At 64.3% G+C, this 21,603-nt stretch carries 24 protein-coding genes, 3 tRNA genes and 2 pseudogenes; 12 read left to right on the top strand and 17 right to left on the bottom strand.

All coding sequences use genetic code 11. The annotated features are described in order from the left end of the window. The first annotated feature begins 4 nt into the window (after positions 1–4). Together MTY59_RS13145 and MTY59_RS13140 are read left to right on the top strand one after the other, a co-directional pair. Positions 5–319, top strand: a complete 315-nt coding sequence (locus tag MTY59_RS13145) for a DUF4286 family protein (RefSeq protein WP_085289013.1) — start codon at positions 5–7, stop codon at positions 317–319. Positions 320–360: 41 nt separating this feature from the next. Further along, positions 361–1,617, top strand: coding sequence for an amidohydrolase family protein (locus MTY59_RS13140; RefSeq protein ID WP_221046015.1), 1,257 nt, complete (start codon positions 361–363; stop codon positions 1,615–1,617). Between the two features lie 111 nt (positions 1,618–1,728). On the opposite strand, the gene MTY59_RS13135 is transcribed toward MTY59_RS13140, so the two are convergent. The 4 genes from MTY59_RS13135 to MTY59_RS13120 are packed head-to-tail and all read right to left on the bottom strand — an operon-like array spanning position 1,729 to position 5,710. Next, positions 1,729–2,769 (bottom strand): CaiB/BaiF CoA transferase family protein, encoded by a 1,041-nt coding sequence (locus MTY59_RS13135; protein WP_221046014.1) that lies wholly within the window; start codon positions 2,767–2,769, stop codon positions 1,729–1,731. After that, positions 2,766–3,722, bottom strand: coding sequence for an LLM class F420-dependent oxidoreductase (locus tag MTY59_RS13130; protein ID WP_221046013.1), 957 nt, complete (start codon positions 3,720–3,722; stop codon positions 2,766–2,768). Before MTY59_RS13130 ends, MTY59_RS13135 begins: the two co-directional genes overlap by 4 nt. Continuing rightward, positions 3,707–4,132, bottom strand: coding sequence for a cobalamin B12-binding domain-containing protein (locus MTY59_RS13125; protein WP_221046012.1), 426 nt, complete (start codon positions 4,130–4,132; stop codon positions 3,707–3,709). Before MTY59_RS13125 ends, MTY59_RS13130 begins: the two co-directional genes overlap by 16 nt. Beyond that, a complete protein-coding gene (locus tag MTY59_RS13120) occupies positions 4,133–5,710 on the bottom strand; it encodes a methylmalonyl-CoA mutase family protein (RefSeq protein WP_221046011.1) in 1,578 nt (525 codons plus the stop codon). 104 nt (positions 5,711–5,814) lie between these two features. On the opposite strand from MTY59_RS13120, the pseudogene MTY59_RS27945 reads away from it, so the two are divergent. Next, a pseudogene (locus MTY59_RS27945) lies at positions 5,815–5,907 on the top strand (SDR family oxidoreductase); the annotation flags it as partial. A gap of 75 nt (positions 5,908–5,982) precedes the next feature. On the opposite strand, the gene MTY59_RS13115 reads toward MTY59_RS27945, so the two are convergent. From MTY59_RS13115 to cspE, 3 genes are all read right to left on the bottom strand, one after another. Then, positions 5,983–6,795, bottom strand: a complete 813-nt coding sequence (locus MTY59_RS13115) for a methyltransferase domain-containing protein (RefSeq protein WP_221046010.1) — start codon at positions 6,793–6,795, stop codon at positions 5,983–5,985. Between the two features lie 85 nt (positions 6,796–6,880). Then, on the bottom strand, positions 6,881–7,519 hold the full coding sequence (locus tag MTY59_RS13110; RefSeq protein ID WP_250160864.1) for a M15 family metallopeptidase: 639 nt from the start codon (positions 7,517–7,519) through the stop codon (positions 6,881–6,883). Positions 7,520–7,769: 250 nt separating this feature from the next. Further along, complete coding sequence (gene cspE, locus MTY59_RS13105) at positions 7,770–7,973, bottom strand: transcription antiterminator/RNA stability regulator CspE (protein WP_221046008.1); 204 nt, start codon at positions 7,971–7,973, stop codon at positions 7,770–7,772. A 393-nt stretch (positions 7,974–8,366) separates the two neighbouring features. Between cspE and MTY59_RS13100 the strand changes: the two genes are divergently transcribed. Further along, a complete protein-coding gene (locus MTY59_RS13100; protein WP_221046007.1) occupies positions 8,367–8,510 on the top strand; it encodes a hypothetical protein in 144 nt (47 codons plus the stop codon). A gap of 22 nt (positions 8,511–8,532) precedes the next feature. On the opposite strand, the gene MTY59_RS13095 is transcribed toward MTY59_RS13100, so the two are convergent. After that, a complete protein-coding gene (locus tag MTY59_RS13095; RefSeq protein WP_221046006.1) occupies positions 8,533–8,766 on the bottom strand; it encodes a hypothetical protein in 234 nt (77 codons plus the stop codon). Positions 8,767–9,202: 436 nt separating this feature from the next. Here MTY59_RS13095 and MTY59_RS13090 point away from each other — a divergent pair, with 436 nt between their 5' ends. From MTY59_RS13090 to MTY59_RS13080, 3 genes and pseudogenes are all read left to right on the top strand, one after another. Then, positions 9,203–9,652 (top strand): DUF5994 family protein, encoded by a 450-nt coding sequence (locus tag MTY59_RS13090; RefSeq protein WP_221046420.1) that lies wholly within the window; start codon positions 9,203–9,205, stop codon positions 9,650–9,652. 18 nt (positions 9,653–9,670) lie between these two features. Then, positions 9,671–9,757 (top strand): annotated as a pseudogene (locus tag MTY59_RS13085) (SDR family mycofactocin-dependent oxidoreductase); the annotation flags it as partial. Between the two features lie 281 nt (positions 9,758–10,038). Beyond that, positions 10,039–11,415 (top strand): TIGR00366 family protein, encoded by a 1,377-nt coding sequence (locus MTY59_RS13080; protein WP_221046419.1) that lies wholly within the window; start codon positions 10,039–10,041, stop codon positions 11,413–11,415. A gap of 30 nt (positions 11,416–11,445) precedes the next feature. On the opposite strand, the gene MTY59_RS13075 is transcribed toward MTY59_RS13080, so the two are convergent. The 8 genes from MTY59_RS13075 to MTY59_RS13040 all read right to left on the bottom strand — a co-directional run bounded on the left by MTY59_RS13075 (position 11,446) and on the right by MTY59_RS13040 (position 17,313). Further along, positions 11,446–11,522, bottom strand: a tRNA-Phe gene (locus MTY59_RS13075). A 27-nt stretch (positions 11,523–11,549) separates the two neighbouring features. Beyond that, positions 11,550–11,626, bottom strand: a tRNA-Asp gene (locus MTY59_RS13070). Between the two features lie 29 nt (positions 11,627–11,655). After that, positions 11,656–11,728: transfer RNA gene (locus tag MTY59_RS13065), tRNA-Glu, on the bottom strand. Between the two features lie 664 nt (positions 11,729–12,392). After that, the gene (locus tag MTY59_RS13060) at positions 12,393–12,656 is read right to left on the bottom strand and encodes a hypothetical protein (protein WP_221046005.1); all 264 of its coding nucleotides are present in this window, start codon (positions 12,654–12,656) and stop codon (positions 12,393–12,395) included. 81 nt (positions 12,657–12,737) lie between these two features. Beyond that, positions 12,738–13,130 carry a DUF6262 family protein gene (locus MTY59_RS13055; RefSeq protein ID WP_221046004.1) on the bottom strand — a complete coding sequence of 131 codons (393 nt, stop codon included), beginning with the start codon at positions 13,128–13,130 and terminating at the stop codon, positions 12,738–12,740. Continuing rightward, complete coding sequence (locus MTY59_RS13050; protein ID WP_221046003.1) at positions 13,117–14,928, bottom strand: tyrosine-type recombinase/integrase; 1,812 nt, start codon at positions 14,926–14,928, stop codon at positions 13,117–13,119. Before MTY59_RS13050 ends, MTY59_RS13055 begins: the two co-directional genes overlap by 14 nt. A 161-nt stretch (positions 14,929–15,089) precedes the next feature. Further along, positions 15,090–16,205 carry a tyrosine-type recombinase/integrase gene (locus MTY59_RS13045; RefSeq protein ID WP_221046002.1) on the bottom strand — a complete coding sequence of 372 codons (1,116 nt, stop codon included), beginning with the start codon at positions 16,203–16,205 and terminating at the stop codon, positions 15,090–15,092. Positions 16,206–16,413: 208 nt separating this feature from the next. Beyond that, the gene (locus MTY59_RS13040; protein WP_221046001.1) at positions 16,414–17,313 is read right to left on the bottom strand and encodes a class I SAM-dependent methyltransferase; all 900 of its coding nucleotides are present in this window, start codon (positions 17,311–17,313) and stop codon (positions 16,414–16,416) included. A gap of 119 nt (positions 17,314–17,432) precedes the next feature. Between MTY59_RS13040 and MTY59_RS13035 the strand changes: the two genes are divergently transcribed. The 3 genes from MTY59_RS13035 to MTY59_RS13025 are packed head-to-tail and all read left to right on the top strand — an operon-like array spanning position 17,433 to position 18,629. Next, on the top strand, positions 17,433–17,930 hold the full coding sequence (locus MTY59_RS13035) for a nucleoside deaminase (protein WP_221046000.1): 498 nt from the start codon (positions 17,433–17,435) through the stop codon (positions 17,928–17,930). Between the two features lie 44 nt (positions 17,931–17,974). After that, the gene (locus MTY59_RS13030; protein WP_221045999.1) at positions 17,975–18,382 is read left to right on the top strand and encodes an ArsR/SmtB family transcription factor; all 408 of its coding nucleotides are present in this window, start codon (positions 17,975–17,977) and stop codon (positions 18,380–18,382) included. Positions 18,383–18,425: 43 nt separating this feature from the next. Continuing rightward, positions 18,426–18,629, top strand: coding sequence for a zinc transporter Slc39a7 (locus MTY59_RS13025; protein ID WP_221045998.1), 204 nt, complete (start codon positions 18,426–18,428; stop codon positions 18,627–18,629). 21 nt (positions 18,630–18,650) lie between these two features. Here the strand turns inward: MTY59_RS13025 and MTY59_RS13020 are convergent, their stop codons facing one another. Further along, positions 18,651–19,592 carry an oxygenase MpaB family protein gene (locus tag MTY59_RS13020; protein ID WP_431190740.1) on the bottom strand — a complete coding sequence of 314 codons (942 nt, stop codon included), beginning with the start codon at positions 19,590–19,592 and terminating at the stop codon, positions 18,651–18,653. A gap of 200 nt (positions 19,593–19,792) precedes the next feature. Here MTY59_RS13020 and MTY59_RS13015 point away from each other — a divergent pair, with 200 nt between their 5' ends. Both MTY59_RS13015 and MTY59_RS13010 read left to right on the top strand, forming a co-directional pair. Next, positions 19,793–20,407 (top strand): TetR/AcrR family transcriptional regulator, encoded by a 615-nt coding sequence (locus MTY59_RS13015; protein ID WP_221045996.1) that lies wholly within the window; start codon positions 19,793–19,795, stop codon positions 20,405–20,407. Between the two features lie 170 nt (positions 20,408–20,577). After that, positions 20,578–21,600 carry an acyl-ACP desaturase gene (locus tag MTY59_RS13010; protein ID WP_221045995.1) on the top strand — a complete coding sequence of 341 codons (1,023 nt, stop codon included), beginning with the start codon at positions 20,578–20,580 and terminating at the stop codon, positions 21,598–21,600. The last annotated feature ends 3 nt before the right edge of the window (positions 21,601–21,603 follow it).

The raw sequence follows: 21,603 nt of genomic DNA, 5'->3' as shown, positions 1-21,603 counted from the left end.
GACGATGGCCAAGGGCATCATCCTCGTGGAGAGTCGGCCCAGTTCGCCCGAGCGCGAACAGGAGTACAACACCTGGTACGACGAGGTGCACCTCGGTGAGCTCGTAGCGCTGGACGGATTCGTGTCGGCGCGCCGGCTGCGGCCCGTCGCCGCCGACGGACCCTACGTCGCCATCTACGAGATCGAGGGCGACGACCTGCAGGCGATTCTGGACAACATGATCGCCAACGCGGGGCAGCTGCACATGTCGGACGCCCTCCAACTGGACCCGGCGCCGATTCCACGACTGCTCGAAACCACCACGGAGTGCGGCGGCTGACCGAGTTCGGCTCGAGTCGCGGCGCGGGAGAGGACTGTTTGATGAAGGTCGATGACCTGATTTTGGTGAGCATTGACGACCACGTGGTCGAGCCGCCGGACATGTTCCTGCGGCACGTGCCCGCCAAGTACAGGGACGAGGCACCCGTCGTCGTCACCGACGACAAGGGCGTGGACCAGTGGATGTACCAGGGCAGGCCGCAGGGCGTCAGCGGACTCAACGCGGTGGTGTCGTGGCCGGCCGAGGAGTGGGGGCGCGATCCCGCCGGCTTCGCGGAGATGCGTCCCGGCGTCTACGACGTCCACGAACGCGTCCGCGACATGAACCGCAACGGCATCCTCGCGTCGATGTGCTTCCCGACGTTCACCGGCTTTTCCGCCCGGCACCTCAACATGACGCGCGAGGACGTCACCCTGGTGATGGTGTCGGCCTACAACGACTGGCACATCGACGAATGGGCCGGGTCCTACCCGGACCGCTTCATCCCGATCGCGATCCTGCCGACCTGGACACCCGAGGGCATGTGCGCCGAGATCCGCCGCGTCGCCGCGAAGGGTTGCCGGGCGGTCACCATGCCGGAATTGCCGCACCTGGAAGGACTTCCGAGCTACCACGACGAGGACTACTGGGGCCCGGTGTTCCGCACACTGTCCGAGCAGAACGTGGTGATGTGCCTGCACATCGGCACCGGCTTCGGGGCGATCAGCATGGCGCCCGAGGCGCCGATCGACAACATGATCATTCTGGCCACCCAGGTGTCGGCGATGTGCGCCCAGGACCTGCTGTGGGGCCCCGCGATGCGCAACTATCCCGACCTGAAATTCGCCTTCTCCGAAGGCGGTATCGGCTGGATTCCGTTCTACCTGGACCGCAGCGACCGCCACTACACCAACCAGAAGTGGCTGCGCCGCGACTTCGGCGACAAGCTGCCCAGTGATGTCTTTCGTGAGCATTCGCTGGCCTGCTACGTCACCGACAAGACGTCGTTGAAGCTGCGCCACGAGATCGGCATCGACATTATCGCCTGGGAGTGCGACTACCCGCACTCGGACTGCTTCTGGCCGGATGCCCCCGAACAGGTGCTCGCCGAGTTGAACGCCGCCGGCGCCGACGATTCCGACATCAACAAGATCACTTGGGAGAACTCGTGCAAGTTCTTCGGCTGGGACCCGTTCGCCCGGACATCTCGCGAGCAAGCGACCGTTAAAGCCCTGCGCACCAAGGCGACTGACGTGGACGTGGCTATCCGGTCACGCGCCGAGTGGGCACGGCTCTACCAGGAAAAGCAGTTGGCGTAGCTGACGTAGCGCGGCGGGTCAGGTCGGTCAGGTCGGCGTAATCCCCGCGAGTGTGCGGCCAGCCGCACCCCGAAGCCCGAACGTGCGGCTGGCCGCACACTCGGGCGACGACTAGGCCTGTGGCAGTTCCGGCGGTGGCCGGTACTCGGGCTGATACCCAGAGATATGGATCGGGCTTCCCACCAACCGGAAATCGCCTGCTGTCACGACCACTCCCGGGGTCGCCTCAAGCGCCTCGGGTAAGGCCCTGACGGCCGCCGCCGGCACCCCGAGCGGGCGCAGTCGTTGTTCCCATCCGGCGGCGCTGTCGGTGGCCAGCATCGCGGTGACGACGGTCAGCACTTCGTCGCGCCGGGCGACTCGCTCGGCCATTGTTTCGAACCCTCCGATGCCCGCTTCGGCGGCAAACGACTTCCAGAAGCCGTCATGCGTGATGAACAGCGCCAGATACCCGTCGGCGGTAGGAAAGAGCTGCGCCGGAACGTAATAGGAATGGGCGCCGTAAGGGCGGCGCTGCGGTTCGACGCCACTGTTGAGGTACGCCGACGCGTGGTAGTTCAGCTGGGAGAGCATGACGTCGCGCAGCGACACATCCACCTGGCCGCCGGTTCCGGAAATGATCTTGGCCAACAAGCCCAGGGCCGCGGTCATTCCGGTGGAGTTGTCCGCCGAGGAGTAGCCGGGCAGCGTCGGCGGCCCGTCCGGGTCACCGGTCAGGGCGGCGGTGCCGACGCCCGCCTGGACCACATAGTCGAAGGCGGGATCGTCGCCGCCATACAGGCCGAAGCCGGTGATCGCCACGCAGACGATCTTCTCGTTGTGCCGGCGCAACTCGTCGTAGGTCAGGCCCAGCCGGCGGATGGCGGATGGCTTCAGGTTCACCAGCAGCGCGTGCGAATCGGCGACCAGCTCGCCCAATCGCTGCTGTCCCGCATCGGAATTCAGGTCCAGCGTGATGCTGGATTTGTTGCGGTTGAGGCTGGCGAAGTAGGTGGCGCCGACGCTGCGGGAGATCTCGCCGCCGAGCGGTTCGATCTTGGTGACCTCGGCGCCGAGATCGGCGAGCAGCATGGTCGCGTACGGACCCGCCAGCATGGTGCCGACCTCGAGGATGCGTATCCCGGCCAGCGGTCCGGTGTTGTTTGCGCTCAACGCAATTCCGCGGCGAGTGAGGCGATCATTTCGCGGGTGCGCCGCTTTGACGCGACCAGCTCGTCGCGGTTGTCACCAATCGGCAGCAGCCGCACCGAAAGATCCGTCACACCGGCGTCGGCGAATCGGCGCATCCGGGCCAGGATCGCCTCCTCGTCACCGGCCGCACACAGATCACCGACATCGCGGGCGTCGCCGCGGTCGAGCAGGCGCTGGTAGTTGGGCGACACCTCGGCCTCGCCCAGGATGCGGTTGGCCCGCTCCTTGGCCTCATCGACTTGCCCAGGCCCACACAGGCATACCGGGATTCCCGCGACGATCCGCGGTGCGGGCCGCCCGGCGTCCGCGGCGGCCTTGGTGATCTTCGGCGCGATGTGATCGCCGATCGCGCGCTCGTCGGCCATCCACAGCACGGTACCGTCGGCGAGTTCACCGGCGATCTGCAGCATCACCGGTCCCAGCGCGGCGACGAGCACCGGCATCGGTGTATCGGCCCCGATCGCCAACGGATTGTGCACGGTAAACGAATTGTTTTCGACATCAACCGATCCCGGCCCGGCAACGGCGGCATTGAGCACCTGCAGGTAATCGCGGGTGTAGGCGGCCGGCTTCTCGTAGGGCAGGCCGAGCATGTCCCGGATGATCCAGTGGTGCGACGGCCCAACGCCAAGCGCCAGCCGTCCACCGGCCACCGCATGCGTCGAGAGCGCCTGGCGGGCAAGGGCGATCGGGTGCTGGGCCTGCAGCGGCACCACGGCGGTGCCCAACTCGATGCGCGAGCTGTGGGCGGCCATCAGCGACACCATGGTCAGGCAGTCGAAGTCGTTGGGCACCTGCGGCATCCACGCCGTGTCCAGGCCCGCGGATTCGGCCCATTCGATATCGGAGGCCAGTTTGTCCACCTTGCGGGCCATGTCGCCACGCTCGGCGCCGATCATTACTCCGACGCGCATGGTTCCTCCGTGACTGGATCGGGAGTCCCGGTCAGCGCGCGGATGTCGCGCACCAGGTCGTCCAACGGTGTCCCGGTGGGGAATACCGCGGCGGCGCCGGCGGAGAGCAGCTTGGGGACGTCGGCGTGCGGGATGGTGCCCCCGACGACGACGGCGATGTCGGCGGCATCGGCGGCGCGCAAGGCCTGCACGGTGCGCGCGGTGAGGGCCAGGTGGGCACCCGACAGGATGCTCAACCCCACCACCGCCACGTCCTCCTGGACGGCGATGGACGCAATGTCCTCGATGCGCTGGCGGATGCCGGTGTAGATGACCTCGAACCCGGCGTCACGCAGGGTGCGGGCGACGATCTTCGCGCCGCGGTCATGCCCGTCCAGGCCGGGTTTGGCAACGAGAACGCGGACGGCCATCTAGAACACCACCGGTTGCTGGAACTCGCCCCATACCGCCTTGAGCGCGGAGACCATTTCCCCGACCGTGCAGTACGCGTTGGCGCAGTCGATCAGCTTGTGCATCAGATTGTCGTCTCCCTCGGCTGACCGCGACAGCGCAGACAACGTGGATTTCACTGCGGTCGTATCCCTTTCGGCTTTTACCTTGGCCAGGCGCTTGAGCTGCAGATCACGTCCTTCGGCGTCGAGTTCGTAGGTGACGACATCGTGCGCCAGTTCCTCCGTCACAAACCGGTTGACCCCGACGACGGGCCGGGTGCCTGCTTCGACCTCTTGATGCATGTTGAAGGCTTCGTCGGCGATCAGGCCCTGCAGGTAACCGTCCTCGATGGCCTGCACCATTCCGCCGTGCCGCTCGAGGTCGGACATGATCTCGACGATGCGCTCCTCGGTCGCATCGGTCAGCGCCTCCACGAAGTAGGAGCCGCCGAGCGGGTCGGCGACGCTGGCGACGCCGGTTTCGTGCGCCAGGATCTGCTGTGTGCGCAGCGCCAGTGTGGTGGTTTCCTCGGTCGGCAGGGCGAACGGCTCGTCCCAGGCCGCCGTGAACATCGACTGCACACCGCCGAGCACCGCGGCCATCGCCTCGTAGGCCACCCTGACGATGTTGTTGTGGGCCTGCGGTGCGTACAGCGACGCGCCACCACAGACGCAACCGAAGCGGAACATCGCCGCCTTCGCCGTTCTCGCCCCGTAGCGCTCGTGCACGATGGTCGCCCAACGCCGGCGTCCCGCACGGTATTTGGCGATCTCCTCGAAGAAATCCCCGTGCGTGTAGAAAAAGAACGAGATCTGCGGCGCGAACTGGTCGATCGTCATGCGACCGCGTTCGACCACGGTGTCGCAGTAGGTCACCCCGTCGGCCAGGGTGAACGCCATCTCCTGCACCGCGTTGGCCCCCGCATCGCGGAAGTGCGCGCCGGCCACCGAAATCGCGTTGAACCGCGGAACCTCGGCCGCGCAGAATTCGATGGTGTCGGCGATCAGTCGCAGCGACGGCTCGGGCGGCCAGATCCAGGTACCGCGCGAGGCGTACTCCTTGAGGATGTCGTTCTGGATGGTCCCGGTGAGCTTGGCCCGCGGGATGCCCTTTTTCTCGGCGGCGGCGACGTAGAACGCCAGCAGGATCGCCGCCGTCCCGTTGATCGTCATGCTCGTGCTGAGCTTGTCCAACGGGATGCCGTCGAACAGGATCTCGAAGTCGGCCAGGGTGTCCACCGCGACGCCGACCCGGCCCACCTCCTCACCGAACTCGGGGTCGTCGGAGTCGTATCCGCACTGGGTGGGCAGGTCGAGCGCCACCGACAGCCCCGTCCCGCCCTGCTCCAGCAGGTAGCGATAACGGCGGTTGGATTCCTCGGCGGTGCCGAATCCCGAGTACTGGCGGAAGGTCCAGAGCTTGCCGCGATAGCCGGACGCGAAGTTACCCCGGGTGAAGGGGAACTCTCCCGGCTGCGGAGGCTCCGCGCTTACATCCGCCGGCCCGTAGACGGGCTGCAGCGGGATACCAGACGGAGTGTGGGCCATATTATCCATCGGTGAATAACGTACTTGCAAAAAAAGAGAATGCCAATACCACCTGCTTGACCAGGTAAAAGGAGGCTCCGTCCAACGGTTCGCTCGTCGATCGCACCGTCGTCATCCCGGTGGCGGCCGCGGAATCGGGCTCGCGATTCGGAATCGGTGCGGCCGGGCAGGGCGACAACGTGGTGCTCCCGGCCAAGACCGACACTTCGTCGGAGCCAAAAAACCTGTCCCGGTGCCGCGGCGGCGACCAACCGACTCCGGGCCTGTTTCTCGACTGAGGTCTATGCGCGACAGATGATTTCGCCGTGCGGGACCGCGATCCAGCCGTCCGGCGCGGCGGCCCATTCCCGCCACGCGGCGGAGACCTCCTCGAGTTGTGCGGTGGTCGCCAGATCGAGACTCACCAGGTCGCGCGCCACGGTGGAGTGCAGAATTCGGTCGGCCCACATTCCGCCCCACCAATCGCGCGTCGCGGGCGTGGCGTAGCACCACAGGCTGCCCGTGGGCGTGACGTCGCCGAATCCCGCCTGCTGCGCCCACGACAGCAGTCGCCGGCCCGCATCCGGCTCGCCGCGGTTGGCGCGCGCGACGCGCTGGTAAAGGTCTCGCCATAAGTCGAGCGCCGGCATTTCGGGGTACCAGACGAACCCCGAGTAGTCGGCGTCGCGGGCCGCCACAATGCCGCCCGGCGCGCACACTCGCCGCATCTCCCGCAAGGCCGCGACCGGATCGGCGACGTGCTGCAGCACCTGATGCGCATGGACGACATCAAAAGTGTCGTCAGGAAACTCGAGGTTCTGCACGTCGGCGGTCGCGAACGAGACGTTGGACAGATTGCGTCGCTCGATTTCGGCGCGGGCAACGCCGAGAACGTCGGCGACCTGGTCGACGGCGGTGACCGATCCGGGCGCAACAAGGGCGGCCAGGTCGGCAGTGATGGTGCCGGGTCCACACCCGACGTCAAGCACGGACAGCCCCGGCTTCAGATGCGGCAGCAGATAGGCCGCGGAGTCCTCGGCGGTGCGCCGCTGATGCGAGCGCAACACCGACTCGTGGTGTCCGTGCGTGTAGGTCGCTCGATGTTCGTCGCTCACTGTGGCCCCTTGCCTGCCCCGTCTCGTCTGGCAGCTTACGCGGTCAGGTCACATTATGAAATTCACGTCTCATACAATGAGACATCTAGTCGACGGGCACGTCGAGAATCGGTTGGTCGATACCGGCTCCCGGGCCGTCGAAATGCCACCACTCCCCCGAATACGCCTTCAGCCCGCCGTAGTTCATGGCGTTCCGCAGCGCTGCCCGGTTCGCCACGGCGTCAGCACTGATGCCCTGGGTGTTGAAAGCGGTTGCCCGAGAGGTGAAGTCGTCGAAGTCGGTGCCCATGTCGGCCAGGCAAAGTCCGCCCGCATGCAGCCCGGACGAGCAGGGCTGCTGCGCCGTGGTGAAGGTCACGTCGACCGAGCGCCCCGACTCGTGGCTGTGCGCATACGGGCCCGGGCGTGCCACCCATGCGGGATTGGGGACCAGGTTGAACATCTTGACCTGGACGTCGTGCGGCCGATAGCAGTCCCAGAACACCAGCAGGTGGCCCTGCGGGCGCAATGCCCCGGCCGCGGCTGCCAGCCCGGGGGCCATCGATTGGTGCACAAGGCATCTGGCGTCGGACGGATACAGCTGCGTGTGGGTGAAGTTGTTCGTGGTCGCGTAGCGCAGATCGAGCACGGCGTCGGGAACGACGGTGCGGATGTCCACGAAGCCGGCGGCACGCGCGGCGTCGCCGACCGGCGGCACGTCGGGGCCCGCCGAGGCCCACGGCATCCCGCTCACCGAGACCAGCGCCACCACGGCCGCCAGCCGCAGCACCCACGCGAGACGCATGGGGTCATTATCCCGGCCACTCGGTCCGGATCGGATGAAGCGCCGGGCGATGTCGCAGCCGACGTTGCCGCCCGAACTAGACTGCGCCGTCGGCGAGCCGAATCACCGAGTCATCGGCGTCAGGACCGAAAACACCAGTGGGCCGGTGCGAAGCAATCCGCACCAGCCCACCCTGAGGTATGTGAATTTATTAGACGGCCGTGACTCCTACTGCCTGGGGTCCTTTGGCTCCTTGCTCAACCTCGAACTGAACACGCTGGTTCTCCTCGAGCGAGCGATAGCCGTTTCCCTGGATCTCCGAGTAGTGGACGAAGAGGTCCTTCGCGCCGTCGTCAGGGGTGATGAAGCCGAAGCCCTTTTCACCGTTGAACCATTTCACAGTTCCCTGTGCCATTTACTTACTTCTCTCATTCAAATGCGGATGTACCAACACACCCATTGCGGGGTTAGAGTAGCACGAGTCTGTCACGACTTGAAAACGGTTGTCGCGCTGGCCAACTCCTTGCCCATTGTGGCGAATACGGTGGCCGTTCCGGCGGCCCGCGAAACCCGGGAGCCCAGGCTGCCCACGAAGCCGCGTCCCCGGTGCCCGAAGCGCGGCGGGCACCAGCTCACCGGTTACCGCATGCACCGCGTGAACTGCCTGTACAGTGGAGGATGAACCACGTTTCAGTGGTGATCGCCAATCGTGAACGCATCACGAATTAGATCTCCGTGCGATTCGATCGTCGTCCGACTACAGGCAATCGTGCGTAACGGCCGAACTCTTCATTCGGAAGGACAACCCATGGACCAATCCAACCTATTTTCCCACACCGAGGCACCAAAACAGGTCGTCTCGGACGAAACCTCCGGCAAACCGGTCGAGTACCCGACGTTTTCGGATCGGCCCGACGCCGACCCCCACAATTCCCCGACGCAACGGCGCTGATCGGCGTCGTCGTTTTCGGAGGTCAGGACGATTTGGCGTACCTGCGGACCAATTCGTCTTCTCCGAACGTACTGGTTCGCTGCTGGCCGTGATCGTCTCGGCTGAAGAAAGTCCACTGCCGCGGACCGCTCTGCGGACCACTGATCATCCTGACGGTCAGGCGCAATTCGGTGGGACGCCGCGTGCCGATGATGTCACCGACCCGGATCTGCGACGGATGGATCTCAACCGCGTCGCACCAGTTCTCCATTGCCATGTAATCCGTCCTCGCGTTGCCACCACCCTACCCGCAATCCCGGCTCACGGTGGCAGATGGTCGACATCGCCGCCTTATCCGTTGCAGTGCAAGGGAATTAGTGCATCACCCAACGCGGTGGGGCATGCACGTGCCGCGTTTACGCGCTTTCGCTGGTTACCCAACCGTCCGAGTGGCCGAGTGGTGGCGTAGCGTCAGCCGAGAGCCGTTCGTTGTCAGCGGTGGTCCACCGCGCGGCCGGCGCGGATGGCACCCCCGGGCAATGTGATTCTTCCGTTGGTCCCGCACCCGCGGGCCCGACGACGCCGAGCGCGAAGGAACCGCCCATGAGTTGCGCAAACCCGGCCATCACCGAATACCGGAAGACTCGGACAAATTCTGCGGATAACCGCACCTTCGTGAATAGGTGCGCGAATTGCCGACTGTGGTACCTCCGATGAGCTATGCGGTCAGGACCCGGCGCCAGGCCACTCCCATCCGGCTGTCCGTTGCTCGCCGCCTCGGCCGCGATATCGACGGCGCGTGGTGGCCGCGTGCAGATCGCATCACCAATGAATTACCCGAGCTCGTTGCGGTCCTGACTCCGTTGCTCGGGGATGTCACTTCCATAAACGTGAACTGGTCATCGCTGCAGCGACCACCCGATTTCAACTGGCCGGGGTGGGAAGGCAAACGCCAGCACGTCATGACGGTGAGCGGCGCGCATGGTTGCGCGAACCTGCTGATCGTCTCCTACGCGACCCACAGTGCGTTGGCCCTGATGGTGCTGCGCTGCGCGGCAGACCTGCCCGTCGAGGGTGCCGACCGCGCCAAGCCCGCATTCCTTGCCGCGGAGGCGATCCTGCGGGCCGCACAACAACAATGTGAACGGTCTTCCGGCTACTAGCCGACGAAAACGCTTTATTCCACGGTGCCGTTCCTGGCATCCGACGAATCGCGTTACATCACAGGCCTTCCGGTCACCGTCGACGCCGGGAGCATGCTGAAATAGCGGCAGGCGCCTGTTGCCGGCCCGCTCCAACACCGTGTTGCTCCGGAGCGCAACCCGGCGGCCACGGACAGTTCATAGCCGCGACATCTCCCGTCAGGTTCAGGCCTCATCAGTTCCGCTATTACGATCAGCCAATGCGCGCGGTCGAACGCGAGCTGGCCAGAGAACGCGAGGACAGGTCGATGACGACGAGCGAAGAACCCAAGGCCGCAACCGAGTCGCCCGAGGGCGAGCGGCCAAGCGCGCCCGAAGAAGACGATAAACCCAGACACCGCAGCGTCATCCAGGCTTTCACCGCACTCTGTGTCCGGTATGTCGAACGGCTGATGCCCGACCCCTACCTGTTCGCGGTCATCCTCACCGTCATCGTCGCCGTGCTGGTTGCGCTCTTGGTACGCGGCGCCTCGGCGGGCGGAATGCTCAAGGCGTGGTACGGGGGCGTGTGGGGATCGCAGAATATCTTCACTTTCGCGTTCCAGATGGTCTTGATCCTCGTGACCGGTTACACGCTCGCCGAGGCGCCGGTTCTCAAGCGGGCCATCGTCTACATCGCGGGCAAGCCGAGGAACCAGGTGCAGGGAGCCCTGCTCTGTTTCGGCTTGAGCTCCGCGCTCTCCCTGCTGAACTGGGGCCTCGGGTTGGTCGCAGGTGCGCTGATCGCGCGCCAGGTCGCGAAGCGCTTCACCGACGCACATTTCGGCTACCTCATCGCGGCTGCATTCATGGGCTTCATCGTTTGGACGCAGGGACTCTCGTCGTCGATCGCGCTGGCGAATACGGACGACGGCAGCCCAATCAATGTGATCCACAAGATGACTGGCGCCACGGTGCCGCTCAAGCTGACGATCTTTGAGCCCTACAGCTGGCTGTCGGTGATCGTCGTGCTGGCGCTGCTCGCGCTTGCGATCTGGCGCATGCAGCCGACGCAAGGCCTTCCGCCCGATCCCGCCGTGTTCGAGGACGAGGACCGTTCCGAGGCCAAGGCCGAGGGCAAGCGATCGTTCGCCGAATGGCTGGAAAATCAATGGATTCTCAACGTTCTCGTGTTCGCCGCGGGCATTGCCTACTTCTGCCTCAGCGGTTTCGCGCTGAACATCGCGTCGATGATCATGTTGTTCACGATCACGAGCGCGCTGCTGCACGGCACGCCGATCCGGTTCATCCGGGCATTTACCGGTGCCGCGAAGGTGTCTGGTCCGCTGCTGCTGCAGTACCCGCTCTACGGCGGTCTGGTTGCCCTGCTCGGCTATGCGCCCCCGCACGCCGGCGGCAAGGCCGTGCCCCTGCAGACGCTGGTGGCCCACGGGCTGGTGAGCGGCGCGACGCAGTACACGCTGCCGTTCCTGACCTTCATCGGCTCGTTGATCATCAGCTTGTTCGTGCCGTCCGGCGGCGGGCACTGGGCCGTGCAGGGCCCGATCGCGGTCGACTCGGCGCGCGCGGTCGGCCAGACCTCGCCGGCCTACCTCGGGTTGATGTCCATGACGGTCGCCGTCGGCGAAGGAGTCGCGAACATGATCCAGCCCTTCTGGCTGCTGCCCCTGCTTGCGATCGCGAAACTCAATGTCCGTCAGGTGATGGGCTTCACGATCGTGGCGTTCCTGATCGGGTTGGTGGTGTTGGGTGCCACCACTCTGATTGCGCCCTACATGGTTTGACCGGCGGGTTACACGAGACTCGCAGATCCTTGGTGGCCAGGGGCGGGATCGAACCGCCGACCTTCCGCTTTTCAGGCGGACGCTCGTACCGACTGAGCTACCTGGCCGGAGGGCAGCGATTGTCTCGCCGCGCTTGGCGACCCTGACGGGACTCGAACCCGCGACCTCCGCCGTGACAGGGCGGCGCGCTAACCAACTGCGCCACAGGGCCTTGCTGCTGCTCCGCGTCACCGCGTCGCGTACCCCCAACGGGATTCGAACCCGTGCTACCGCCGTGAAAGGGCGGCGTCCTAGGCCACTAGACGATGGGGGCCAGAACCGAATCACTCCGGGGTACTCGCAACGTGGTTTCGTTGGGAGCCACGTCAGCTTAGGTCACGGTGTGCCCAATCCTCAAACGAGCCTCGTTTTGCGTCCAAGTATCCTGAATCTCCGCGGCCCCTATAGCTCAGTTGGTAGAGCAGCTGTTATCTGCCCAAATCGAGCTGAGAGGGGGTGGACCTGCGCAAATGTCCGCGTGAACATGTTCACGCCGAGTGAGAAGGAGGGTGAGCGACCGCAGCAGATTGTTGGGTAGACTCCTTCGACAAGGGCCTTTAGCTCAATTGGCAGAGCAGCGGACTTCAATAGGAGCGCCACGGGGGAAACCCCATGGATGACACCACTCAAATTCGGGGAACCCTTCCTGGCTTCGGTCAGATGGCAATCCCGAGCCAAGCCGAGGTTAATCCTCGGAAGGTGTAGAGACCGGACGGGTGGCACCCTCGACGACAGTCAGGGTGAAGGGACGGTCCAGACCACGAACGCTATTCGTAGCGGCGGCGAAAGCCGAAGTGGCAAGTTAATCCGCGGGTTGTGGGTTCGATTCCCACAGGGCCCACTTCATCACTACAGCCGTGGAGGACATCCATATCTGTAGGTGTGTACTTGGCGGTCGCCAGTCCGGCTCATCCATCGGTTCTTGCGTCAGGTCTATTTCAGGGCTCTGCGATGCTGGCTGGCTCCCCGAGGATTCGCGCGATGACTGCTTTCTGCTGTGGTGTGAGCATGTCGGTGGTGTACCCGTCGACCGTGATCGCCCACCACACGGTCCGATTGACTGCGCAGTTGGAGCAGGTGCGTGGGCCGATGACGCCGAATACGCCCATTCGTGGTGGGTAGTCCCACCCCGCGTGATAGGCGGCCTCGGCGGTCAGAATTTCCTCGGTGCCGCAGACCTCGCAGATATGGCGCAAGCGCATGGCCTCACGGTAATGGCATGGGTGGCGGGTAGTTCGGTGCGTGAAGCGAGCGAGTCTTGTGCGATTGCCGGTCATTGGTGGTCACACGCCCGGTGTCATCCGCCGGCTGAGTTCGCCGGTAAGCCGTTCAATAGTCGCCTGTTGTTGGGCGATAACGCGTTTGTTCTCCTTAAGTGCGTCCAGCGCGTTGGCAAGTCGCCTTCGCAGGCTTGCTTCGGTGGACGTGGTTGATTGAGCGCGGATCAATCGGTCAGATTGTTCGGCGACGGCGGTCTGGATCTCCCGGAGGAGGTCGGGTTGGCCGTAGACGAAGTTGCGCGAAACTTGTGCGCGACTGGCTACCGCGCTCACTGTCATCCGGCTTCTTTCGCTTCGGAGGGACTTGAGGGCTGTCTCGACGGCCTGACGTTTTCTGTTGTGGCGCACAAGGTTTGCAGCGGCGAGTGTCTCGATTCTGGCTTCAAGACTCGACATTGCTGGCGCCCTCCACTGTTCGGATGATTCGGTTCAGGTTTTCCATGGGCCGCCGGTTGATTTCGGCGATCCGCAGGTGTCCTTCGAGTTCAGCTTTGCTGACAAAACGTGCGTGGGTGTCGCGTTGTTCGACCAGCACGGGAAGGAAGTCCTTGGTGGTCATGAAGTGATCGCAGTCGTCAAGACAGGCGTTGGCGTGTGGACAGGTCTGCTGAATTGGCAGCCCGCAGTAACCGTTCGGCAGCGGCTGGATGGCCCGACCGATGCGGTGAAGTAGCCATTCGGCGTCGGCTTCTGGGCCGGTTGGCAGGGCGATGACGTCTCCACGGACGTTGACAATCTGGGACTTTTCCCACTCTTGGCGGAGTCGCTTATCGGTGACCGTGGCATAGATCTGCGTGCTCGTGAGGTTTCGATGACCGAGCAGTTGGGAGACCACGTCGATAGGGACGCCTTTGTCGAGCATCTCGGTTGCGAAGGTGTGTCGAAACCGGTGCGGTGTCACCTTGACCGGTGATCCGTCAGATTCTTTGAGATTGAGTTCGGCCACCCAGCGGTTGATGGTGATGTTCAACTTCTCGGGTGCGAGTTGGTTGGTCTTATATGCCTTCGGGTTGTGGAAGAGCAGTTCTGGAGGGTGAGCGAGACGTTTGAGCTGCGCGGTCTGGAAGGTCTGAATTGCGGTAGCAACGGTGGGTGCAGCGGGCAGCATCATGTTGCGTTTGGACTTTGTGTCAATGAAGTTGAGCGCCCATTTGTCGGTGCTGTCACCGCTGTTGAGGTCGCGGAGGCAGTCGAACGGGAGGGCGCATGTATGGCCGGCGCGAAGACCGACATTCATCATGATCGTGATCGCTAATCGGTGGGCGGGGTCCTTGATGCGCTCCAGGTTCTGGGGCCGCCGGAGCGTCTCGATGACATGAGGTTCCAGGAACCGCGGCTGGGGAATGTCGCGTGTTGGCCTTTCGCCGCTGAGGTATCGCGCGTTGGCCGGCACCCGTTGGTCGAATTCGGTGCGAGTGACCTCGATGAACTGTTCCACCGTGGTGACGAACTTCGCCCGGTAGCTTGCGCTGATCGGCGATTCGGTCTTGTCGTTAGTGAGGATTCGGACATGGCCCAGCCAGTCGACGAGGAGGCTTCTTGTGAAGTCTGCGGGCGACGAAATGGGCTTGGCTGCACACCAGCTCGCGAATTGGACGAGCATCGCTTCTTGCTGTCCGATGTGTTGGGCTGACGCCGCCTCGGTGTTGAGTCGAAATTGGACCCATCGGGCCACCAGGTCCCGCAGCCAGGGCTGGGCGATCTCCTGGTGCCGCGAGAATCGTGACGAGCCGCCCCGGCGGGAACCGAGACGGAACCGCACATCGTTGTCGCCCCGGGCGATGCGGATCTCGCGAACAGTTTGATTCAGCAGTGACCGAGCTGACGTCCATCGCCCACCGCACGATGCTCTGACGCTATCTTGCTGCTCGTCGGTCAAGTCGAGGACGCTTTCGGCCGCCACGTTGTTCAATGCCGCCACAAGCTTGTTGAAGGCTTCCGGGAGTGCGGGCCCGCACGCGGTGTCAGGGACCGCCCGCCTGCTGAGCCCGTATGCGAGTTCAGCTCTAACGGTTGCGTTGGCTACCGAGCCGAAATCGAAGATGCCACAAACGGAAACGCCGGACCTGGATCTGTTCCTACCGAGGCTGCTGTCGCTGGATGTGCGGCGGAGGAAGGTGTCTAGGTCGGCGCCCGACTCGGTCAGCCCGGCGGCATGGACGCGGCACAGGCTCACGCTGAGGCTCTTCGCCATACGTGGGCACTGCCGTACGCGGCACGGCGGAAACGAGTAGATACCATGCGGATCTGGCCCAACTCGGTCAAGCAAAAACTTTTCGGGCACCAACCTGATGAGCCATCGCCGGTACGCTTGCGTGTCGTCGTCGCTTCTTCGTATCGGGACAACAGCAGTGCTCACGCGACGGTCTCCCAAGCGCCGGCACGGATGAGCTCGTTACGGAGATCTTCCACCGATAGGTGGCTGTAAATATCGACGGTGGTTTGCAGGTTGGCGTGCGTGACTAGGTTGCTGATCACGTCGATAGGAACACCGGCGCGGCGTTGCAGCGTGACGTAGGTATGCCGGAGGGTATGCGGGGTCCAGCCCTCGAGCCCCGTACGACGCTTGATGCTATCGACAGCGCTGTAGATCGTGCTGGCTGTCAGAGCCTCGCCAAGGTGCTTGCCGGACAATGAGACAAATACATAATCGCTGTCGATGTAGCCGTACTCCTCATGCATATAGGTCGTGTGGAGGCGTGCAACTTCACGGGTAATGGGCAATTGGTGGGGTCTCCGGGTCTTGGCTCGTGCACCGTTCTCATTGTCGTCACGTGGAACGATTTCCACGGTTCGCCGACGGGTGTCGATGTCAGAGTGGCGCAGGCCGAGGATTTGTCCGATGCGCATGCCGGTGGTGAACGCTAGCGTGAAGAAAAACCGGTACTGGTAGGTCGGGCATGCTTCCAAGATGCGGTGCACCTGCTGAACGCTGAGGATTGTCAGCTTCCCCTCGCTGGGCGCCAATCGAGGTCCGAGTCGTTGTCGCTCGCGGTGTTGGCGTGCATTGCCGACGTTGTCGAGAAGACCCATGTCGGCTCTCCGGAAGATCGAAGCAGAATCGCGGAGGCGTTGATATCCCCGATACCCCATAGCGTCCGGCTCGCCCGTTCCCAGATATCGGTAGAAGCTTGAGATGGCACACAATGCACGATTAGTCGTCGACCGAGCGCGAGCTGCGGACACATCGGATACAGCGACAACGTTGGCTTCCGGCGCGCGTAGCCAGCGGATGAACTGTCCCAGAACCTCGTTCGTCACGTCATCCAGCGAGAGCTGTCGGACATCGAGGAACGTCAGATAGGCCGCGAGGTCGTAGGCGTACGCACGTCGCGTCGTCGGAGGTGCTTCCACATTCGTGAGGTGGTTGAGGTAGCCAGCAGCCATCGGGTCGGGGAGCCCTTCGGCGTTGACGACGGTCCACTCATTCGGAACGCCGCGCGGCGTCCTGCCGATCACCTGTGCCCGCAAACGGCGCCTCCCATGTCGGAAATGACAACCAGCCGTCCTGATGTTCACACGGAACGTCGATCCGCTTACACAGACACGCCGACAACGCAAATGACAGCCAGATAGCCACACAGATAACTACGGACTTTTAATCCGCAGGTCCTAGGTTCGAGTCCTAGTGGGGGCACCACAACGCGCACGGCCCGGCGATGCGCGCCGCAACGACGGCTTATCGCCCGAGCACCGCGCTGCTGTAGGTGACATCGGCGAAGGCCGCCGCGACGTCGTCGTCGGCGTAGACAAACCCGTTGGCCGCATGCAGCTCCGCAATGGTCTGGGAGCTGGTCTGCCAGCCGCGCCGGTTCAGATGGTCGACGATGTGGCTGCGCTGGCCGTGGTAGACGAGATCGTTGAAGTCGATCTCGAACCCGAGTTCGCTCATCCGGTCGTGGTGCGCACGCCACCGCGGGTCCGCGAAAACGGCAGTGTCAGGCACGAATTCGAAGGCGAGACGGCTGCCGGGGGCACTCAGGGTCGTGATGTTGTCGAACAGCGCATCTTGAGCTTCGTCGGGCAGGTACACCACCAGGCCTTCGGCGCTCCACGCCGACGGGGCCTGCGGATCGAATCCGGCCGCCTGCAGGGCCGAGGCCCAATCGTCGCGCAGGTCGATGGCGACGGTGCGGCGCTCGGCGGTCGGCTCGGCTCCCAGGTCGCCCAGCGTCAGCGTCTTGAATTCGATCACTTCTGGCATGTCGACCTCGTAGACGACCGTCCCGGCCGGCCAGGGCAGTCTGTAGGCGCGGGAGTCGAGGCCCGAGGCGAGAATCACCACCTGGCCGATGCCGTTGCGGGTCGCGTCCAGAAAGAATTGGTCGTAGAACCGGGTTCGGCAGGCCATCCCCTGCGCCATCCGCTGCGGGTCGAACTCTGTGTTCCCGTCGGCCGCGATTTCGCCGTTGACCAGCCGGACGTAGACGTCGATCCCGACCGCGCGCACCAGCGGTGCGGCGTACGGGTCGTCGATCAACTTCGCGTCGGATGACAGCGCCCGCTGAGCGGCCACCATCGTCGCCGTTGCCCCGACACTCGTCGCCAGGTCCCAACGATCACGTTCGGCGCGCGCCATGGTGCCCCCTTAATCGGGTCAGAAAAAACATAGACGATCTAGTTAGTATCACAAGGTCGCAGCCCGGCCGGCGGGACTACTCTCCGAGTCATCTGCTCCCGTTCTACGCCGGAGGACCCATGACCGATTTCGCCCCGCGGACGATCGACCTGGCTCGCCGAAACGTGACCGAGGGTGGCCGCCCGTTCGCGACCGTCATCGTCCAGGACGGCGCGGTGCTGGCCGAGAGCCCCAACAAGGTGGCCCAGACGAACGATCCCACCGCCCACGCGGAAATCCTCGCGATCCGCGAGGCCTGCGTGAAGCTGAACACCGAGCACCTCGTCGACGCCACCATCTACGTGCTGGCCCATCCATGCCCGATGTGTCTGGGCTCGCTGTACTACTGCTCGCCCAAGGAGGTCGTCTTCCTGACCACCCGGGAAAGCTACGAGCCGTACTACCTGGATGACCGCAAGTACTTCGAGTTGTCCACGTTCTACGAAGAATTCGCGAAGGAATGGGACCAGCGACGCCTGCCCATGCGCTACGAGGCCAAAGACGACGCCGTGGAGGTCTACCGACTCTGGAACGAGCGCAACGGCGGCCGCCAGTCGACGGTGGTCCCGTCGGCGTGATCCGCGCCCTTGGCAGCGGGACCGGTTTTCGCTAATATCTGCGTATGCATGCAGGTAATGGCAAAGGCCGGTTGCCGGACGACCAGGCCAGCCTGGTGGTCGAGGTGTTCCGGATGCTGGCCGATGCCACTCGCGTGCAGGTGCTCTGGTCGTTGACCGACCACGAAATGTCGGTCAACGAACTCGCCGAGCACGTGGGCAAGCCGGCGCCGTCGGTTTCCCAGCACCTCGCGAAGTTGCGGATGGCACGCCTGGTCCGCACCCGCCGGGAGGGCACGACGATTTTCTACAGCCTGGAAAACGAGCACGTCCGTCAGCTCGTCATCGACGCCGTCTTCAACGCCGAGCACGCCGGGCCCGGGGTGCCCGGTCACCACCGCCGCGACAGCGGACTCAAGGCCGTCGCCGAGTCGTCCCGCCCGCCGAGCCGACAGCGCAGCGCCGGCTCCTGAGCAACCAATTGCCACAACGCAATTCACAAAGGAGAGATCAGCAATGAGCGAACAGCACACCCACGACGAGCCACACGCGCACGAGCACCAGCACGGCGATGTGACGCACGACCACGCGCACACGACCCACGAGCACGACCACGTCGAGCACGAACACTCGCACGCGCATGCGGACGGAACCGAACACACCCATCAGCACCTGCATCAGGCGGGCCTGGAAGAAGTTCACGGTCACACCCACCCATAGCGCGACCGGGGCCCGGCCGACTCAGGAAACCATCGGGCAGTAATGCTTGGGGTCGCCGCGCTCGTCTTCGGGCGGCAGGTTGCGCGCCGGTGTTTGCACCAGGGGCGTGTCGAGCGGGATACGGCCACTGGCGCGGTCCAAGCCGGCCCGGGCCCGCGGGTGCTTGCGGAATCTGGGCGGTACCAGGGCGAACACGGCGCGGACGAGGTCGCCGAAGCGGCGATGCAGCCACTCGTCACGGCGTGACCAGCGGTAGCCCATCAGCTTCCGCACCGGTGGGTCGTACAGGCCGACCGTCAGCCAGACGAAGAACGGCGCCAACAGTTTGCGTTGCGCGGCCCATAATGGGTCCGGAATCCATTGCGCGAACGGGGGTTTCGGCAGCTCGGTCAGATCGAGCACGGCCCGGGCCGCCCAGTTGTTCTCCAGCACGTTGCGACACATGTGGTCCCAGTAGACCTGGAATTCCTCCCAGGAAGCCGGCACCGGCCGCATGCTCATGCCGTACATCCGGTACCACTCCACGTGTTCGTCGAACAGCTGACGCTTCTGCTCCTCGGTGATCCCGCCGCAGAATCGCTCCGCCACATGGATGGTGCCCATAAAGAAGGTGGAGTGCGCCCAGTAGAAGACGTCGGGATTCAACGCGTGGTAGCGCCGGCCCTGTTCGTCGACGCCCTTGATGTCGGTGTGGTAGTCGCGGACCTCCGCACCCGTGCCCGGGGCGCGGTCCCCGTCGAACACGACTCCCCCGATGGGATACAACGAACGCAGTAGGCGTGGCCAGCGCTCGCGGAAGAAGGTGGAGTGATCGATGACGGCCGCCCCCAGCTGCGGGTGCATGTTCTGCATCGAACCCGCCCACGGACCCTGCAGCATGCCCCGCCAGTCCCCGAAGTATCGCCAGGTCAGCGAGTCGGGTCCCAGCGGTGCCGGCGGCGCGTCGTACCCCGCCGGCGACACCGGGCAGCCAGCCGCGACGCCGTCGGACGCGTCGGCCGGACCGGCCGAAACCGACTGCTCAGCGGCGCCGACGAGGTCCCCACGTGCTACGTCGCTGGTCAGAGGGCGCGATGCGGACGTATCTTGAGTCACTATTGGATCCCTATAGGTATCGTGAATTTTTGACTACAACCGTTGTCAATCTAGAGCTTAGGAGCGATGTGCAGACGGGTCAACGACGGGGACGCTGGACGGGCGTCCCCTTGGAGAGTCGCCTCGCGCTTCGTCGTGACAACCTCATCAGCGCCGGCGTGCAGCTACTCGGCAGTCCCGGCGGGCCGGCGCTGACCGTGCGCGCGGTCTGCCGTGAGGCCGCGCTGACCGAACGCTACTTCTACGAAAGCTTCGCCGACCGTGACGAATTCGTGCGCGCGGTCTACGACGACGTCTGCACGCGCGCGATGAACACCCTGACGTCGGCCGCGACCCCACGCGAGGCCGTCGAGCGGTTCGTCGAGCTGATGGTCGACGACCCGGTCCGCGGACGGGTCCTGTTGCTGGCGCCGGCGGTGGAGCCGGTGCTGACCCGCTCCGGCGCGGAGTGGATGCCCAATTTCATCGATCTCTTGCAGCGCAAGCTGTCGCGGATCGGCGACGCCGTACTGCAGAAGATGATCGCCACCAGCCTGATAGGCGGGCTCTCCAGCCTTTTCACCGCCTACCTGCACGGGCAGCTGGGCGCCACCCGCAAGCAGTTCATCGATTACTGCATCAACATGCTGTACATCACGGCCGCCCCGTACGTCCCGGCCGCCGAGCTCGGCAAGTCGCAGTAGCGCGCGTTTTCTTTTCCGCCGCATCGGCAAGCCGTACAACTGAACCTAAAACGCTTCGGTGGGCAACCGGCATCAAAACGTCACCTGGCGCGCCGGACGAGAAACTTGATGCTACTGAAGTTCACAGATATATTGACTGCTACCCATCGACACAGATAACTGGAGGCCGTATGTCAGCCAGGCTGACCGACTTACAGCTGCTGCACGAGCTCGAGCCGTTCGTCGAGACGTACCTGAATCGGCACGAGAGCATGCACAAGAACTGGAACCCGCACGACTACATCCCGTGGTCGGACGGCAAGAACTACTACGCACTCGGTGGGCAGGACTGGGAGCCCGGTCAGTCCCAGCTGTCTGACGTCGCCCAGGTGGCGATGGTGCAGAACCTGATGACCGAAGACAACTTGCCCTCATATCACCGCGAGATCGCGATGAACTTCGGCATGGACGGCGCCTGGGGCCAGTGGGTCAACCGCTGGACCGCCGAGGAGAACCGGCACGGTATCGCGCTGCGCGATTACCTGGTGGTGACCCGCGCGGTCGACCCGGTCGAGCTGGAGAAGCTGCGCATCGAGGTGGTGAACCGGGGCTTCAGCCCGGGCCAGAACCAGCAGATTCGGGCCGATCTGTTCGCCGAGAGCCTGTTCGACTCCGTCATCTATGTCACGTTCCAGGAGCTGGCGACCCGGATTTCGCACCGCAACACCGGTAAGGCCTGCAACGAGCCGATCGCCGACCAGCTGCTGGCCAAGATCTCCGCCGACGAGAACCTGCACATGATCTTCTACCGCGACGTCAGCGACGCCGGTTTCGCGGCCGCGCCCAATCAGGCGATGAGGTCGCTGCACAAGGTGCTGCGCAACTTCCAGATGCCGGGCTACCAGGTGCCCGAGTTCCGCCGCAAGGCCGTCGTCATCGCCGTGGGCGGCGTGTACGACCCGCGCATCCACCTCGACGACGTGGTCATGCCGGTGCTGAAGAAATGGCGCATCTTCGAGCGCGAGGACTTCACCGGTGAGGCGGCCGCGATGCGCGACGACCTTGCCCTGCTGATCAAAGAGCTCGAGCAGACCTGCGACAAGTTCGAGCTGTCCAAGCAGCGCCAACTCGACCGCGAAGCCCGCACGGGTAAGCGGACCACCGCGGCCGAACTGCACCAGACCGCGGGCACGCTGACCATGAGCCGGCGGTAACCA

Source organism: Mycobacterium senriense, from assembly GCF_019668465.1.
GTDB classification, from domain to species: domain Bacteria; phylum Actinomycetota; class Actinomycetes; order Mycobacteriales; family Mycobacteriaceae; genus Mycobacterium; species Mycobacterium senriense.
The sequence above is the reverse complement of the archived record's forward strand: the minus strand, read 5'-3'. Positions and strand labels throughout refer to the sequence as shown.